Annotated in this window: 14 protein-coding genes and 1 tRNA gene; 7 read left to right on the plus strand and 8 right to left on the minus strand. The window is 68.2% G+C overall.

What is annotated here, in order from left to right; translation table 11 throughout:
- Positions 1-2: 2 nt before the first annotated feature.
- On the minus strand, positions 3-773 hold the full coding sequence (dph5, locus tag U5918_RS15590; protein ID WP_336002509.1) for a diphthine synthase: 771 nt from the start codon (positions 771-773) through the stop codon (positions 3-5).
- An 81-nt stretch (positions 774-854) separates the two neighbouring features.
- On the opposite strand from dph5, the gene U5918_RS15595 reads away from it, so the two are divergent.
- Together U5918_RS15595 and U5918_RS15600 are read left to right on the plus strand one after the other, a co-directional pair.
- Positions 855-1856, plus strand: coding sequence for a class I SAM-dependent methyltransferase (locus tag U5918_RS15595; RefSeq protein ID WP_336002511.1), 1002 nt, complete (start codon positions 855-857; stop codon positions 1854-1856).
- A gap of 175 nt (positions 1857-2031) precedes the next feature.
- Positions 2032-2105: transfer RNA gene (locus tag U5918_RS15600), tRNA-Thr, on the plus strand.
- A gap of 116 nt (positions 2106-2221) precedes the next feature.
- Here U5918_RS15600 and U5918_RS15605 read toward each other — a convergent pair.
- From U5918_RS15605 to U5918_RS15620, 4 genes are all read right to left on the minus strand, one after another.
- On the minus strand, positions 2222-2644 hold the full coding sequence (locus U5918_RS15605; RefSeq protein ID WP_336002513.1) for a cupredoxin domain-containing protein: 423 nt from the start codon (positions 2642-2644) through the stop codon (positions 2222-2224).
- A 24-nt stretch (positions 2645-2668) separates the two neighbouring features.
- Positions 2669-3919, minus strand: a complete 1251-nt coding sequence (locus U5918_RS15610) for a ZIP family metal transporter (RefSeq protein ID WP_336002514.1) — start codon at positions 3917-3919, stop codon at positions 2669-2671.
- Positions 3920-5176: a multicopper oxidase domain-containing protein gene (locus tag U5918_RS15615; RefSeq protein WP_418771311.1), complete on the minus strand. Its 1257-nt coding sequence runs from the start codon at positions 5174-5176 to the stop codon at positions 3920-3922. It abuts the gene before it with no gap.
- Positions 5177-5657: 481 nt separating this feature from the next.
- The gene (locus U5918_RS15620) at positions 5658-6947 is read right to left on the minus strand and encodes a sulfatase-like hydrolase/transferase (RefSeq protein ID WP_336002517.1); all 1290 of its coding nucleotides are present in this window, start codon (positions 6945-6947) and stop codon (positions 5658-5660) included.
- Between the two features lie 241 nt (positions 6948-7188).
- Here U5918_RS15620 and U5918_RS15625 point away from each other — a divergent pair, with 241 nt between their 5' ends.
- On the plus strand, positions 7189-8646 hold the full coding sequence (locus U5918_RS15625; RefSeq protein WP_336002519.1) for an ATP-binding response regulator: 1458 nt from the start codon (positions 7189-7191) through the stop codon (positions 8644-8646).
- Position 8647: 1 nt separating this feature from the next.
- Here the strand turns inward: U5918_RS15625 and U5918_RS15630 are convergent, their stop codons facing one another.
- Both U5918_RS15630 and U5918_RS15635 read right to left on the minus strand, forming a co-directional pair.
- Positions 8648-9838 (minus strand): PAS domain S-box protein, encoded by a 1191-nt coding sequence (locus U5918_RS15630; RefSeq protein WP_336002520.1) that lies wholly within the window; start codon positions 9836-9838, stop codon positions 8648-8650.
- 184 nt (positions 9839-10022) lie between these two features.
- Positions 10023-10892: a cytochrome c oxidase subunit 3 gene (locus U5918_RS15635; RefSeq protein WP_336002521.1), complete on the minus strand. Its 870-nt coding sequence runs from the start codon at positions 10890-10892 to the stop codon at positions 10023-10025.
- Positions 10893-11002: 110 nt separating this feature from the next.
- Between U5918_RS15635 and U5918_RS15640 the strand changes: the two genes are divergently transcribed.
- Together U5918_RS15640 and U5918_RS15645 are read left to right on the plus strand one after the other, a co-directional pair.
- A complete protein-coding gene (locus U5918_RS15640) occupies positions 11003-12415 on the plus strand; it encodes a hypothetical protein (protein WP_336002522.1) in 1413 nt (470 codons plus the stop codon).
- Positions 12412-12738 (plus strand): C2H2-type zinc finger protein, encoded by a 327-nt coding sequence (locus U5918_RS15645; protein ID WP_336002524.1) that lies wholly within the window; start codon positions 12412-12414, stop codon positions 12736-12738. Before U5918_RS15640 ends, U5918_RS15645 begins: the two co-directional genes overlap by 4 nt.
- On the opposite strand, the gene U5918_RS15650 is transcribed toward U5918_RS15645, so the two are convergent.
- The gene (locus U5918_RS15650) at positions 12735-13799 is read right to left on the minus strand and encodes a polyprenyl synthetase family protein (RefSeq protein ID WP_336002526.1); all 1065 of its coding nucleotides are present in this window, start codon (positions 13797-13799) and stop codon (positions 12735-12737) included. The two genes, U5918_RS15645 and U5918_RS15650, sit on opposite strands and share 4 nt — an antisense overlap.
- A gap of 135 nt (positions 13800-13934) precedes the next feature.
- Here U5918_RS15650 and U5918_RS15655 point away from each other — a divergent pair, with 135 nt between their 5' ends.
- Positions 13935-14705, plus strand: a complete 771-nt coding sequence (locus U5918_RS15655; RefSeq protein WP_336002527.1) for an NAD(+)/NADH kinase — start codon at positions 13935-13937, stop codon at positions 14703-14705.
- Between the two features lie 56 nt (positions 14706-14761).
- The gene (locus tag U5918_RS15660) at positions 14762-15202 is read left to right on the plus strand and encodes a DUF7313 family protein (protein ID WP_336002529.1); all 441 of its coding nucleotides are present in this window, start codon (positions 14762-14764) and stop codon (positions 15200-15202) included.
- Positions 15203-15376 lie beyond the last annotated feature (174 nt).

The following is a 15376-nucleotide window of genomic DNA, read 5'->3' on the forward strand; positions in this document are numbered from 1 at the left end:
TCTCAGTCTTCGGCCAGTTCGGGCGGCAGCCCGGCGAGATCGACCAGCGCGTCTCGTTCCAACAGGTGCAGGTCACCGGGGATCACGAGCAGGTGCAGCGGCGGCCCGAAGTCGCGCTCGGCGAGCGCCGACAGTTCGTCTGCGGCGACCGTGGGGCTATCGCTGCCGGCCTGACAGACGGCGACGGCCGGGAGATCTTCGTACTCCTCGGCGAGGAGGCCGGCGGCCGTCGCGGCAGTCATGTAGTCCTCGTCGGCGGCCTTGATGTCGAGGTAGACGAGCGTGTGAAGGCCGCGCTCGCGGTTGTCGTCGATGGTCTCGACGACGCTTTCGGGGACGCCGGTGCCGCCGTGGGCGCGCTCGAAGGGGAGGGTGGTCGCCTTTCCGAACCGGTAGTTCTGGAGGCCCGTGAGCGAACTCGCGGCGGTCTGGGCGGTCGTGCCGTGGACGACGGCGGTGTCGATCCCGCGGTCGCGGGCACGCAGTCGGAGGTCGACGTGGGTCGTCGAGATCATCGGGTCGCCGGCGGTCAGGAAGACGGCGTCGCCCGCCTCGGCGGCGTCGAGGATCGGGTCGGGGTCCCGTTCGACGCCCTCGCGGTCGCGGACCTCGATCGTGACGTCGTGGTGTGCTTCCAGGTCGGCGACGGTGGAGCCGACGAGTTTCGAGGTGTAGAACTCGGCGAACGCCCGGTCGGCGGCGCGGAGCCGGTCGCGGCCCGCGACGGTGATCGAGCGCTCGTCGTACAGCCCGAGGCCGACGAACGTGAGCATATCTGTCGTCCGGGGGCCGCGGGGTTAAACGGCCCGACCTGGAGCGTCAGGCTTACCGCCGGCGGTCGCCGAGGAGTGGACATGTCGGTGCCATGCGTGTGTGTCGCCCGCGAGGCCGGCGAGGCCGCCCGTCAGGAGCTCGCGGCCGCCGAGCTGGTGGACGACGCCCACCGGATCGAACACGCCGACGGGCGGCTCTACATCCCGGTCGTCGACCCCGATGCGGTTCCCGAGGGGTACGAGGTGGTCGACCGCGACGCACCCGTGCGCGAGACACAGACCATGCCCGCGGATCTCGTGGACTTCGAGCCCTCCTACGAGCGGATCGGTGAAGTCGCGATCATCGACGAGGACGATCCGGACCGGGCGCGCGCGCTTGCCGACGCCATCGTCGACTCGGCGCTGCCGGTCCACACCGTCTTGAACCGCGCCTCGAAGGTCAAGGGCGACCTCCGGGTGCGCGACTGGGAGGTGCTGGCGAGTCCGGACGAGGCCGAGGCCGCGCCCACCGAGGCCGTTCACCGCGAGTACGGCTGCGAGTACGCGGTGGATCTCGCCGAGGTGTACTTTTCGCCCAGACTGGCGACCGAGCGCCACCGCGTCGCCGAACAGGTCTCGGCCGGCGAGCACGCTTTCGACATGTTCGCGGGCGTCGGGCCGTTCGTGATCCCGTTCGCGGAGCGCGGTGCCGAGGCCGTCGGCGTCGACCTCAACGCGCGGGCGATCGAGTACCTCCGGGCGAACGCGGAGCGCAACGACGTCGCGGATCGGGTGACCGCGATCGAGGGAGACGTCCGCGACGTGGCCGGCGAGTACGAGAACTGGGCCGACCGGATCGTGATGAACCTGCCTCACAGCGCCGGCGAGTTCCTCGACACGGCGGTGGCGCTGGCCGGCGACGAGGCCGTGCTCCACTACTACGACATCCAGCACGAGGACGACCCGTTCGGGCCGGGCGAGCGCGCGATCCGGGCGGCGGCCGAACCCGAGTACGAGGTGACGGTCGAGACGCGACACACCGTCCGGTCGTACGCGCCCCACGAGTTGAACGTCGTGCTGGACGTGCGATTGACGCGGCGGTGACCGGAGATCGATTCGCAACCCTTATTGCGATTATGTGCCCACGTTTCGATGCACACGGAGTGCCGGTGTCTCGCTGAACGAAGTGAAGCGAGGCTCGGCAGACGAGTGAAACGAGTCTGCCGGTGTACCACCGAGCGAAGCGAGGTGGTGCTCGGGGCGTGAACCGTGTGAACGCGCCGGTGTAGCTCAGACTGGCAGAGCGAATCCTTCGTAAGGATTAGGCCGAGGGTTCAAATCCCTCCACCGGCTTTCTGCTGCGAGCGAATCTCGAGCAGCGAAAGCCAGAGGGATTTGAAGCAGGGAGGAGCTGCGCTCCGACCGTGGTTCACAATCCTCTCCACCGGCTTTCTGCGACGACCGTTCGATCACTTCACTCGAACTGTCCCGGCCATCCCCGAACTCTCGTGTGGGATACAGTAGTAGCCGTAGGTTCCTGGTCGGTCGAGGGTGTACTCGTAGTTCTCGCCCGGTGCGATGAGTCCCTCGGTGACCCGGTTTCTCGCAGCGCGCTCTGACTCGAAGCCACCACTCGCGAAGTAGGCGGCCTCGTCTGGAATCTCGTCTGCAGATGCGGTGACAGTGTGATCGACGTCGCTCTCGTTCGTCCACCGAACCGTCTCTCCCGATTCGATCGGCACGGTCTCCGGTTCGAACGTGCGGTCGTCGGGCATCGTGACGGTCTGGATCGACGACGACTGTCTGTTCGAACAGCCGGCGGTGCCGACAGTCGCCAGGGTGGCAGTGCCGAGACGCAACACCGCCCGTCGGTCGTAGCGTTCGAGTGACATTGTAACAGTGAGGTGTGGGACCTATTAGAGTACCACGAAGAGGTCGGTCACGTACATCACGCCGAGTCCGAGCAGGAACGCGAGCAAATTCGTGGCGCTGGCCAAGCGACCGCCTGCATCCCGGACCATTCGCGCAATTTCCCAGTCGACCTGCAGTATCGCACCGACCCCGATCGCGAGGAAGAAGGCGCCGATCGTCGGCGAGTAAGCGAGACTCCCGATCCAGCCACCGAGGATGACGGGTGCGCCGGCGATGACGCCGAGTGCGGCGAAGTGCTTGACCGACGGGCGTTCGCCACGGGCGACCGGCGCAACGACGGCGGGGCCTTCCGTCACGTTGTGGAGCATGAACCCGATGACGAGGAACGCGCCGAGCGACACGCGCCCGAGTGCGAACGAACTCCCGATAGCGAGTCCCTCCGCGAGGTTGTGCAGGCCGATCCCGATCGCGACCAGATAGGCGATCCAGAGACCGCTACTGGCCCGGCTATCTCCGGCGGCGACACGGCCCGTACGCCACGCGCTGATCGCCTGGACCAGGAGAAGGGCCCCGAGGATTCCAAAGACGACCAGGAGGTTACCCTCGAAGGCGCCTGGAACCCGCTCGGCGAGTTCGAATGCCTCGAACCCGGCGTCGAACGCCAGGAAGCCCAGGACGCCGGCCGCGAACAGGAGAACGGCGTGCAGCCAGCGATCACTCATCGTCTTGATGTAGGGGAACCAGAGCATCCCCAGTGCGACCGGGATCACGCCGACGAACAGCCCGATGACTGCGAGCGTCCCGAGCAGACCGGGGCTCAATCCGGGTGACTGACTCGGCGCGACGATCGTATTGTGGAACGTCGCCCCGTCGGAGAGGACGAGCGCGACTTCGAGATCCCACCCCGGATTCCAGTGATACGGGAGCACGATCTGTGCGCTCTCCATCGGCGCGAGCGTGTTGTCACCGCCGGCGCCTTCGACCCGGAAATCCCAGTAGGCTTCGTCGACGAGCACCTGTGAGATCGTCACGGATTCGGGCCCGTTGTTCGTCGCGTGCAACACGACCGTTCCGTCGCTCGGAAGCGTCGTGTGGGTGATCGTCACGTCGGGGAGCGGGGCGCCGCTCTGCACACCGGCGAGCGGTGACGTGAATACGAACACGCCCAGCACGAGCACGAGCAACACGACCGGGAGCAACGCGCTGACCCATCGCGGAAGCCCGAGCGGTTGTCTGATCTCGTTCTCGGCCGGTACTCCACCGTCCGTCGTCGAGTTTCGTGACTCGTCGGCCATTTAGACCACCTCGAAGAAGCTCATCCAGCCCAGTTCGGCAAACTCCGACTGATGGGCGTGGAACATGTACAGCCCGGGCTCGTGGTCCGAGTAGTCGATCTCGACGATACCGCGCTGGGCCTGGGTCTGCATGATCGTGTCCACGGTCTTGCGCGTCGGCGTCAGCGTCGTCCCGTGGTCGTAATAGTCGAAGAACTGCGAGTGAGTGTGGAACGAATTGACGAGGTCGAACTCCGTCGCATTGGAGAGGTAGACGCGCTGGCGTTCGTTCCTGTCGATCTGGATCGGGCGTTTCGTCTCGCCGGCCGTCCAGTTGCCGTTGCCGTCAGTCTCACCGACCCCGTATCCGAACGCCCGCGTGTTCGCCGCGTAGACCTCGTTGCCGCCGTCGAAGTTGGTATCGAACGAGTTCATCACCATCACCATCTCGTTGACGGCGTCGTTTTCGGCGTACTCGTGGTTCCGGCTCTTCGCTTCGTCGACGAGCCGCGTCCGGAGGGCGTCGGTAATCGGGCCGGGGTAATCGACGTAGTCGCGGGGGTTCTCCCTGACGCGTTCCGGGTCCGGATCGACGATGATCGTGCCGTAGAGCCCGCGGTGGATGTGCTCTTTCAGCGGGAGCGAGTGGCAGTGATAGAAGTGCGTGCCGGCGGGCTGGGCGATCCACTCGTAGGTGAAGGAGTCACCGGTATCGAGCACACCAGGCCCGTTCTGGGGGATCCCGTCCATTCGCGGATTGAGGTTCTTCAGGTGCGGGTGGATCGTGTGCGCGTGTCGCCCCAGGTTCGTGAACTGCACGCGGATCAGGTCGCCCTCGACGGCGCGGATCGTCGGGCCCGGCACTTGGCCGTTGTACGCCCACGCCTGGAACTCGACGCCCGGCGCGATGGTGATCGTCGTGTCCACGGCAGTGAACTCGAACTCCCGGACGGTGCGACCGTCCTCCTCGTAGACCCGCTGGGGAACGTTGTCCTGGCCGCCCTCTCCGGTGTTGAACGCAGTGAGGAACTCGTGCGGGTCGAAATCCATATCCTGGTACTCCCCCACCGCTCCGAAATTGCCGTGTTCCTCCTCATCGTGGTCGGCGGAAGCACCTGCCCGCGAACTTCCGAGTCCGACTGCTGCACTCCCGGCGACACCGAGACCGCCGAGTACCGTGCGACGACTGACTCTTTTCTCTCCAGTGAGAGATTCGACCAGTCGCCGTTCGAGTCGTTCTGTGACGTCCGCCGCACTGCCGTAATCTATCGATGGCATGATCGCCTCCGCTGCTCGAGCCTTCGGTTACGCATACGCGGTAGTAGAACGCCCGAATATATAAATTAGACCCTTCTAATCCTTGGGTCAGTATGGGCTAATTATCAGATGAGGTGTTCCCGAATATCTCGGCGATCAGCCTTCGTCGGGACGGTGGGTAGAAACGGAACGGGTACCGGCCTCGGGTAGGGCAACTGGGGAGTCTCCACTCCCAGCGTCGAGTGTGCCCGTTCAAACCGATGTGGTCACGACGGATTTCACGCCAGTTCCGGGCCAAATCCCGTGTTCGGAAGGGTACCGGAGTTTCGCCGGCTCTTCCGCCGGCCCCCGTTCGATTCGAACGCTGTCGCACACCTGCTGATCAGCGACCGAACACGTGAGCGGCAGGTGTCCGGTGAGTTGAATCAGGGAGTGGCACAACGCGGGACGACCGCGGGACACACCCCGTCACCGGCTGTACGCGGTTCTCGATCGCCCTCGCTCACGCGTACCCGATCTCTTCCAGCCGTTCGCCCCGCGTCTTCGACCCCTCGCCGTCGACCTGGCGGACGTCCAGTCCGCTCTGTAGTTCGGCGAGTCGGGCACGCGGGTCGCCGTCGAACTCGCCGACGGTCTGGAAACCCTCGGTGTGGGTCTGGTAGGCGTAGGAGCCGTCGGCGGCGACGAAGCCACGGAGGGGCGCCCGGCGGCGATCGAGTTCCTCGCTGGGGACCGACCGCTTCCGGAACTGGGCGTCCGTGCCGGGCGGCGGGCCGTGGTACTCGACGAGACGGTCGACCGAGCTGGACGCTTCGAGGAGGCTCCGGCCGCGGGAGTCGACGTCGATGCCGGCGACCTCCGCGACGGTGCGGTGGACGTCGAGGAGGCTGACGACGCGGTTCACCCGGCCGTCGAGGTCGGGCCCGCTCACGACGAGGGGGACGCGCGTTAGCTCGGGGTAGAGGCCGAAGGCGTGGGAGACGGCGCCGTACTCGCCGAACAGTTCGCCGTGATTCGAGCAGGTGATGACGTAATCGAACGACGCCGCGAGGTCGGCGAAGATCTCGCGGTAGGCCTCGGCGAGGTATTCGACCGATCGGCGGTAGGCGCGGCGGGCGCGGTCGAGGTCTGGCGGGGCCTCGGTGAAGGCGTCGGCGGCGACCAGGGAGACGGGGCCCTCGCCCGGCGCGGGCGGGTGGTAGGGGGAGGCGGTCTCCGTGAGGTCGACGAGGAGGAACTCGTCGTCGCCGAAGTCGGTCGCGCGCACGCGGTCGCGGACCGAGGCCGCGCCGCCGTCCGCGGCCGAGCGGGTGAGGAGTTCGTACCCCTCCCGGAGCGACCGCTGGGTGGCACAGTCCGCGCCGAGGCATCGCCAGGCGCCACGGAGGAAGCCGCCCAGACCGGCCGACCCGGGGTCGTCGAAGTACGGGCCCCAGTCGAACGAGCGGGGGTGGCTGGACGCGAGGCTCGCGTACCCGGCGAACTCGTCGAAGCCGCGATCCCAGCCTGCTGCCGCCCGCAGGGCCGGGGAGGCGGAGAACGCCCGGGTGGTGTAGCCGGCGGCGGCGAGCCGTTCGGCCAGGGAGGGGGTCGGGCAGTCGAGGGCGGGCGCGTCGCTGTGGACGCCCACTTCGCTGGGGTAGCGGCCGGTCAGGAGGCTGGCGGCGACGGGTGCGGCCCAGGTGGCGGTCGAGAAGGCCCTGGTGAACCGGCGGCCGGGGAGCCAGTCGAACGCCGTGGCAAAGTCGTCGTACCGGAGCGAATCGAGCACGACGACGGCGACGTTGTCCATGCACCGGCCTGGGGAGGGCGGCCGTTTGGTAATGCGTTCGTTTACCGTTGCACCGGCCAGAAACTGGGTGAACGTCCGTCCTCTGCTCGCACTTACTCGCTGCAAATGCGAGTACGGTGTGACTTACGCCTGGGCTGCACCCGCGCAGTGACGCGATCGCCGGGACGCCGCGGCGCCTCGACCCGTGCCCGCCCTCGAAATGCCCTCAACCCTTAACATGACACTCGACGTACGCCGAAATATGAGTGACGCCGATGTCGATCGAATTCGGGTGCTCCACGTCGACGACGACGCCGAGATCGTCGACCTGGCCGCTACCTTTCTCCGCCGCGAGGACGAGCGACTGGACGTGACCTCGGCGGAGTCGGCCGCGGACGCCCTGGACCGGATCCGCGACGACGCGGTCGACTGCGTGGTCACGGACTTCCACCTCGCGGACATGGACTGTGCGGAGTTCGTCGCGGCGGTCGGCGACGCCGACCCGGACCTGCCGGTGATCCTGTTCACCGGACGCGACCGCGCCCGGATCGACGCCGAACTGCTGGACGACGGGATCAGCGGCTACCTCCAGAAGGGCTCGGGAACGGAGCGCTACGAGACGCTCGCCGAGAAGATCCTCGACGCAGTCGGTGACGACGTGGCCACCGACGGTGGGTCCGACCCGTCGCAGAGCCCGGATCTGGCCGCCCTCGCTCTCGGCGACCGGGAGTCCGTCCTCTCGACGGCGCTCGACACCGTCCAGGACGGCTTCTTCGTCCTGGATCGCGACCGGACCGTCGTCTACTGGAACGAATCCATCCCCGGCGTGACGGGCTTTGCGGGTGCCGACCTCGAGGGGATGGATCCGACCGACTTCTTCGTCCCCGACGACCGCGAACGGATCACCGAGGCGATCGACGAGGCGCTCGAAACCGGCGAGGCGACCATCGAGGCGACGGTGCAGCGACGCGACGGGGGCGAGATCCCCGTCGAGTTCCGCGGCTCCCGGCTGACCGACGAGGCGGGCGAGACCGTCGGGGTCGCCGGCGTCGCCCGCGACATCTCCGACCGGGTGGCCTACGAGCGCGAACTCGAACGCCAGACCGAGCGGCTGGAGGAACTGATCGGTGCGGTCTCCCACGACCTCCGGAACCCGCTGAACGTCATCTCGGGACGGATCGAACTCGCCCGGGAGGTCGAGGACGGGGCCGAGCACTTCGAGGCGGTCAAGCGCTCGACGGCCCGTATGGAGACGCTGATCGACGACCTCGTCACGCTCGCCCGGAAGGGAAAGACGGTCCGGCAGACGGAGTCCGTGGACCTGGGGCCGCTCGTCGAGGCCGTCTGGGCGGAGCTCGAGACCGCCGACGCGACGCTCGCGGCCGAGACCGACCGACGCCTCGACGCTGACGAGGGTCGGCTCCGCCGACTCCTCGAGCAGGCACTCGAGAACGCGGTCGTCCACGGCGGCGAGAGCGTGTCGATCACCGTCGGTGACGTGGCCGACGGATTCTACGTCGAGGACGACGGGCCGGGCATCCCGGCAGACGACCGCGAGCGACTGCTGGAGTACGGCGAGACGACCGAACACGACGCCTCGGGGCTGGGACTCGCGCTGATCCGGCGGATCGGCGAGGCCCACGGCTGGTCGGTCGCGATCACTGACGGCACGTCGGGCGGGACGCGGATCGAGATCACTGGGCTGCAGAGCGAGGACTGACTCACTCCCGGTCGGTGACGTCGCGGAGGACGCCGACCGTCCCCTGGAACTCGCCGTCGTCGGTGATGACGGCCACGTTGGCCTCGTAACACCGGACCTCGTCGTCGACCGTCTGGGTGGCGAACTCGAAGACGCCCCAGCGCCGGTCACGGTCCTCGAGCAGGTCGGCCACCAGTTCCCGACCCGCTTCCAGGTCGTCTTCGCGGAGGAACTGGGCGGCCTGGGCGCCCTCGACGAACCCGCGTTCGTACCCGGTGTGTTCGAGGAATGCCTCGTTGACCCAGGTGATGCGTTCGTCGGGGTCGAGCAGGTAGACCGGATCGCCGACGTTGTCGACGACGCGCTGGTACCCCTCCAGGTCCTGCTCGCGGCGCTTTCTCTCGGTCAACTCGCGGGTCGAGACGACGAAGCCGTTTATCAGCGGGTCGTCGAGGTGGTTCCGACCGCGCGCCTCGACCCACCGCCAGTCGCCTTCGGCGTCCTCGATGCGAAACTCCGCGCGCGGGGTGTCCTCGCCGTCGATCACGCCGTCGTAGAACTCCTCGCGCAGACGGCGCCAGTCCTCGGGGTGGATCCGTTCGTACGGCACGCGACCTTTGAGGTCGTCGGCCTCGTAGCCCAGCGACTCCGTCACCGCCTCGTTCTGGTAGCTGATCACGGCTCCGGGGCGGACGACGCTGAGCATGTCGGGGGTCGTTTCGAGCAGGCGCTGGGCCTGTTCCCCCCGCCGACGGGTGTCAAGCGCTTCGCGGTGTGAGGCGCACAGATCGACGACGTGGTCGGCGAGTTCGCCCGTCGGATCCTCGCCGTCGGTCGTCAGGTAGTCGTCGATGCCGGCGGAGATGGCCGCGCTCGCGAGCGTCTCGTCGCCGTCCGTGGCGAAGAGGACGATCGGCAGATCCGCGTGTGTGGCCCGGACGGCCTCGACGAACTCCACCGGCGAGTAGGCCGCGTCGTCCGTGCAGATCACGCAGTCGAGAGGCGCCTCCGTCGGGGCGAGCGGACTCCGCATCCGCGGGTCGATCCGTTGCTGTGCCTCGGCGATGCGCTCCACCCCCGCCTCGAAGTCCGGCTCGGTTATCACCTCGACGTCGGGGTCGACGCGATCGAATCCGGCCCGGATCCAGTCCGCCACCTCCTCGTCGTCACCGACGTAGCACGCCCTGAACGGACCCGGGCCGACCTGTCCCATTGCTCATCATCTGCGCACGTTCCGTGATAAGTGTTGGCAACACATCGGTATCGACACGCGGTTTAAACGGCGATACACGGCCGTTGAGTTTCTCCCGGCGCGCGACGCCTCGTCGCGTCGGTCCGACGTGGGTTCGGACGCGTCGCTGTTCGAGCGTGAGAGCGGATCGGGAGGAGTCCCCCGATCAGACGCCGAATTCGGCGCCGATGTACAGGACGACGACGAGGAAGATCCAGACGACGTCGACGAAGTGCCAGTACATCGAGACGGTGCTGACGGAGGTGTGGCGCTCGGCCGAGTACTGACCCAGCAGCCCCCGGATGAACACGATCGACAGCAAGATTGCGCCCAGTGTGACGTGGAGGCCGTGGAGGCCGGTCAGGCCGAAGAAGGCGCTCCCGAACACGGCGTCCTGTAGCTGGAGTCCTTCTTCGACGATGAACGCGTAGTACTCGTAGACCTGCCCGCCGATGAAGACGATCCCGAGCAGTAACGTCACGCCCAGTAGACCGAGGAACTGCTTGCGGTCGTTCTTCAGGAGGCCGGTGTGGGCGAAGTGCAGCGTGAAACTGCTGGCCACCAGGATCAGGGTGTTGACGATGACGAGGGTCCCGAACAGGTGGGGGAGTTCACCCGGGGGCCACTGGCCGGCCCGGATGAAGAAGTAGTAGATGAACCCGGCCCCGAAGGTCGCGATCTCGGTCCCGAGGAACAGTATCATCGCGAGGCGCAGGGTCGAGTCGTCGTGTTCACCGGTGCCGTGCTCCCAGAAGTTGACCACGAAGGCGTGGTAGAGCCAGCCGTACAGCCCGCCGAGGAACAGCACCGCGCTGGCGATGAAGACCCCGGGTCCGAGCATCGGGCCGACGATGGCGTTGTCACCGCGGCCCAGCACGTACAGGGCCGCGCCGATGTAGAAGCCGCTCGCGCCGATCGCCGTTACGAATGGCCACCAGCTGGCTTCACCGAACCCGCGCGGCCAGTCCTCGACCGCGGGCAGGTGGTGGCCGCCGTGGCCACCGTGGTCGTCCGAAGTGTCGTCTGCGACGCCCATTTGTAGGTGAGCGTTGCGGGTCGACTGGTAAAAACCTGCCCAAGTCGTCGCCGGCGCGCGCACGCGTCGTTCCGGAAGCTACAGGGCGACCCCGGTCCAAGCCCCCGGCGATGACGTCGCCCGACCCCAGTCGCCCCCGTCGGCGCCTCCCGGTCGCGACGGTCGCCGGGGCGCTGCTCGCCCTGACCCTGTTCGTCGGGACCGCGGCGGCACACGGCGGCAGCCTCGGCGCGTCCGGCCGGGAGTCGATCAGCGTGCCGACCTGGCTCCTCCTGCTCACCGGCGGCGGCGCCGTCGGCGCCTCCTTCCTCCTCTCCAGTTTCGTCACCGACCGCCTGCTCGTCCGGCAGATCCACGGGTGGGGCCGCGACGCGGTCGTTCCCGGCCGCCGTGTCGCGGTGCGGGTCGGTCAAATCGTCGGCCTCGCCGGCCTCGCTGTCGTCCTCGTCGTCGGGTTCCTGGGACCGACCGCCGCACTCGCGAACCTGGGCCTGCTGCTCGTCTGGGTGGGCTGGTGGGCCGGCTTCACCATGACGACCTACCTCGTCGGCAACGCCTGGCCGGTGGTGAACCCCTGGCGCACCCTGACGAGCGCCGTTCCGACGCTCGATCGACCGTATCCAGAGCGTCTCGGCGCCTGGCCCAGCGTCGTCGGCCTGCTCGCGCTGATCTGGCTGGAGGTCGTCAGTCCGCTGGCCGACGACCCCCGGCTGCTCGCGACGGTCGTCGTCGGCTACTCCGCGTTCACCCTCGCCGGCGCCGTCGTCTTCGGGCCCGACCGCTGGTTCGGCAGCGTCGACCCCGTCGCCCGCGTCTTCCGCTACTACGGCCGGGTCGCGCCGCTGACCCGCGACGACGAGACGGGCCGGCTCCGCCTCCGGCTCCCCGGCAGCGCGCTCACGGACGCCCGTCTCGTCGACGGCCTCGACGAGGTGGCTTTCGTCGTCGCCCTCGTCTGGGTGACGACCTACGACGGCCTGGTCGCGACGCCGCTCTGGCGCGAGTTCGCCCGCGGCGTCGTCGGGCTCGGCGTCCCGCCGGTCGTCCTCTACCCGGCCGCGCTGGTCGTCGGCTACCTGGCCTTCTTCGGAGCCTACTGGCTCGCCGCGGTGGGCGCCCGACGACTCGCCGACACGTACGTCTCGCCCGCCGTCCTCGCCCGCCGGTTCGCCCCGCCGCTTTTGGCCATCGCCGCCGGGTACCACCTGGCCCACTACCTCGAGTACTTCGTCTCGCTCGCCCCTGCCGCGCTGTCGGTCCTGCTGACCCCGCTCGCCGGCCCCGCCTCGGGCGAGGTGGCCGTCGCGGTGATCCCCGGCTGGTTCGGCGCGCTCAACATGAGCTTCGTCCTGCTGGGACACCTGCTCGCGATCTGGGTCGCCCACGCCGCCGCCTTCGATCGCTTCCCCGGCCGACTCCAGGCCGTCCGCAGCCAGTACACCTTCACCTTCGTGATGGTCTGCTACACGATGACCAGCCTCTGGATCGTCTCGCGACCGAGCGTCACACCACCGTTCCTATGACCGACACCGAGACCCCACGGACGAACGCCACCGATCGACCCGACGGATCGACGAGCCCGCCCGCTCCGGACGAGTACGAGGTTCCGCCCGGGGACGAGCCGGTGGTCTGCACGCACTGCGGCGCGCCCTTCGCCGACGCCGACCTGCTCGCCCTCCATCGCGGGATCGAGCACGCGGCGGCCCTCGACGAGGCCGAGCGCGAGGCCTTCGACGACGCCTACGAGGCCGAGTCCGAGGCCCTGCGGCTCTTCCGGTTGCAGGCGCTGGGGGCGCTCGTCATGCTGTACTTCGGCCTCCTGATGGCCTACGCCGTGTTCGCCTAGACGTCGCGCTCGACGACGAAGCGGGTGAACTCGGCGAGTTGCCGTTTCGGCTCGGGTTCCAGGTCGAGTCCCTCGAGGTGTTCTCGCGCCTGCTCGGAGAGCGACTCGGCTCGCTCGCGTGCGTATTCGATGCTGCCCGTCGACTGGAAGAGGTCGAGCGTCCACTCGATCTCCTCGTCGGTGTTGTCGTCGGCCCAGAGGATCTCCTCGAGGCGGGCGGCTTCCTCTGGCGACGCCTGTTCCATGGCGTGGATGACCAGCAGCGTCTTCTTGCCCTCCCGGACGTCGTTGCCGTAGGCCTTGCCGAAGTCGCCGGCCTGGTCCAGGGAGTGCTCGACGTCGAGGATGTCGTCGCCGATCTGGAAGGCGATGGACATCTGCTGGGCGTACTCGGCGACGGCGGTCTCGACGGATTCGGGCTGGCCGGTGACGATGGCGGCCAGTCGCGCCACGATCCGGCCGAGACAGCCGGTCTTGCAGGCGCACATCTCCAGGTACTCCGCCTCGGAGATGTCGATCTCCCGGTCGTTGTGCCAGGTGATGTCCATCCCCTGACCCAGGTGCGTGCGGTTGAGCTCGTGCATGAGCATCTCGTAAGCCGCGAGCCGCGTCCCGTCGTCCAGATCGCCCGGGTCGTGGGTGATGATCTTCAGCGGGAGGAAGTACATCGCGTTGCCCGCGTTCAGGGCGATGTCCGTGCCGTATTCGAGGTGAATCGCGGGCTCGCCCCGCCGCATCGACGCGTCGTCCTCGACGTCGTCGACGACGATCGTCCCGTTGTGCAGGATCTCCGGGATGCAGGCGTAGGGCAGGTACGCCTCCGGATCCTCGCCGAAGCCCTCGATCAACAGCAGGCAGAGGACCGCCCGCCACCGCTTTCCCCCCCGGTCCAGCAGTTCCCAGATCGGATCGGCCAGGGCTACCTGGATCGCCGCCGGATCGTACTCGTGAACTGCCGGGCCGAAAAACTCCGCGAGATACCCCTCGTCGACGGTCCGCGGGAGCAGTTCCTCGATGGTCTCGTCGACCACCGGTCGCCACTCCGCCAGAACCTCTCGCATGTGCAACCGGTCACGCCCGGTCCTCAAAAGTGTTCAGAAATGCGCCCGCTCGACTCCCTTCGGCGGGGCGGGCAGGGGACCCGCGCGCACGTCGATACCGCACGCTTTTGCCCGCCGGGTCCCCAGGGGGGACCGATGAGCGATCCAGCCGAGCGCCCGGTCGTCGGCGTCCTGGGCGAGTCCGCCGAGCCGATCGTCGCCGCCGTCGAAGCCGCCGGCGGACGCGCCGAGACCGGTGACACCGACGCCGTCTACGGAGTCTCGCCCGACGCGCTCGTCGCCGTCGGCGAGGCACCGCTACTGGCGCTCGCTTCCCGCTCCGACGCGCCGTCGGTTCCGATCCTCCCGGTCGACGCCGGCGAGTGCGTGCCGTCGGTTCCCCGGTCGGCCGTCACTGACGCCGTCGACGCGCTCGTCTCCGGTGGGGGCGACGTGGCGGCCTATCCGGTCGTCGGCGTCCGCGTCGACGGCGCGGTCCGGGCCCGCGCGCTGCTGGACGTGACGCTTTTGACCGCCGAGCCGGCCCGGATCTCCGAGTACGCGGTCGTGACCGGCGACGATACCGTCGCCCGCTTCCGCGCAGACGGCGTCGTGGTCGCGACGCCCGCCGGTACGCACGGCTACACCCGCCGGGTCGACGGTCCGGTCGTGGCCGCCAACACGGGCGTCGCGGCTATCACCCCGATCGCTCCCTTCGCCACGGACGCAGATCGCTGGGTCCTCGACCTCGAGCGCGTCTCCCTGCGCGTCGAGCGCGACGAGGTCCCAGTCGAGCTGCTCGCCGACGACCGTCGGATCGGGGGCATCGATCCGGGGGTTCCCGTCTCCCTCTCGGTCGTCGACGACCTCTCCTTGCTCACGGTGTCGGCGAGTCGGTCGCCGCTTCGGGTGCCGACCGACGAGTGAGCGTTCGCCCGCGCCGATTGGAAAAACACTAAAGCCTCACGGACGCAGTCCCGCGTATGGAACCATCGGTAACGCTGTTCGGCCCGCTGGACGCGATCCTCGGGGGCCAGATGGAGTACGTGCTGCTGGCGCTCGCGGTACTCAACATCGGGACCCGGCTGTTCGCACACCGGTCACACGTCAAACAGGCCGACGAGGGCGGTGCCGAATCGATCTCGCGCAACCCGATCCACGCCGCGACCAACGTCCTGTTCGTGCTCGCGGCGTTCTACTACGCCACCCTCCACGCCCATTCGGGCGTCGTCATCTCGGTGCTCGTCGTCGGCGTGTTCATCGCCGACTTCTTCGAGTTCGAGGCCCGCAAGGTGGAAGCCCGCCGCGGCATCGAGATCGAGCGACCCAAGGGCGCGATCGGTGCGTCGCTGCTCGCCCTGCTCTACGCCGGGTACCTCGCGATCTTCTTCCTCTTCGAGGGCGTCGTCTCGAGCGTCATCTGATCGCCACGGCGCGCTCGTCGTTCCCGTTTCGACACCACTCGACCCCGAGCCGTCGCCACGATCAAACGCCGAACCGTCCGTCTTCACAGGTCGCGTCCTGCACTGCGATGACGCTCGGGGGTACGCCGGCGCCACGCCCGCAGCGCGCCTGTCGCTTCGGCGTGCCCCTCGGCA

The organism is Halorientalis sp. LT38, from assembly GCF_037031225.1.
Classification (GTDB): Archaea; Halobacteriota; Halobacteria; order Halobacteriales; family Haloarculaceae; genus Halorientalis; species Halorientalis halophila.

Coding starts and splice junctions, on each gene's coding strand:
- U5918_RS15625 (WP_336002519.1), top strand. CDS start 7,189: ATGAGTGACGCCGATGTCGATCGAATTCGGGTGCTCCACGTCGACGAC.
- U5918_RS15615 (WP_418771311.1), bottom strand. CDS start 5,176: ATGCCATCGATAGATTACGGCAGTGCGGCGGACGTCACAGAACGACTC.
- U5918_RS15655 (WP_336002527.1), top strand. CDS start 13,935: ATGAGCGATCCAGCCGAGCGCCCGGTCGTCGGCGTCCTGGGCGAGTCC.
- dph5 (WP_336002509.1), bottom strand. CDS start 773: ATGCTCACGTTCGTCGGCCTCGGGCTGTACGACGAGCGCTCGATCACC.
- U5918_RS15630 (WP_336002520.1), bottom strand. CDS start 9,838: ATGGGACAGGTCGGCCCGGGTCCGTTCAGGGCGTGCTACGTCGGTGAC.
- U5918_RS15605 (WP_336002513.1), bottom strand. CDS start 2,644: ATGTCACTCGAACGCTACGACCGACGGGCGGTGTTGCGTCTCGGCACT.
- U5918_RS15635 (WP_336002521.1), bottom strand. CDS start 10,892: ATGGGCGTCGCAGACGACACTTCGGACGACCACGGTGGCCACGGCGGC.
- U5918_RS15640 (WP_336002522.1), top strand. CDS start 11,003: ATGACGTCGCCCGACCCCAGTCGCCCCCGTCGGCGCCTCCCGGTCGCG.
- U5918_RS15610 (WP_336002514.1), bottom strand. CDS start 3,919: ATGGCCGACGAGTCACGAAACTCGACGACGGACGGTGGAGTACCGGCC.
- U5918_RS15650 (WP_336002526.1), bottom strand. CDS start 13,799: ATGCGAGAGGTTCTGGCGGAGTGGCGACCGGTGGTCGACGAGACCATC.
- U5918_RS15620 (WP_336002517.1), bottom strand. CDS start 6,947: ATGGACAACGTCGCCGTCGTCGTGCTCGATTCGCTCCGGTACGACGAC.
- U5918_RS15645 (WP_336002524.1), top strand. CDS start 12,412: ATGACCGACACCGAGACCCCACGGACGAACGCCACCGATCGACCCGAC.
- U5918_RS15595 (WP_336002511.1), top strand. CDS start 855: ATGTCGGTGCCATGCGTGTGTGTCGCCCGCGAGGCCGGCGAGGCCGCC.
- U5918_RS15660 (WP_336002529.1), top strand. CDS start 14,762: ATGGAACCATCGGTAACGCTGTTCGGCCCGCTGGACGCGATCCTCGGG.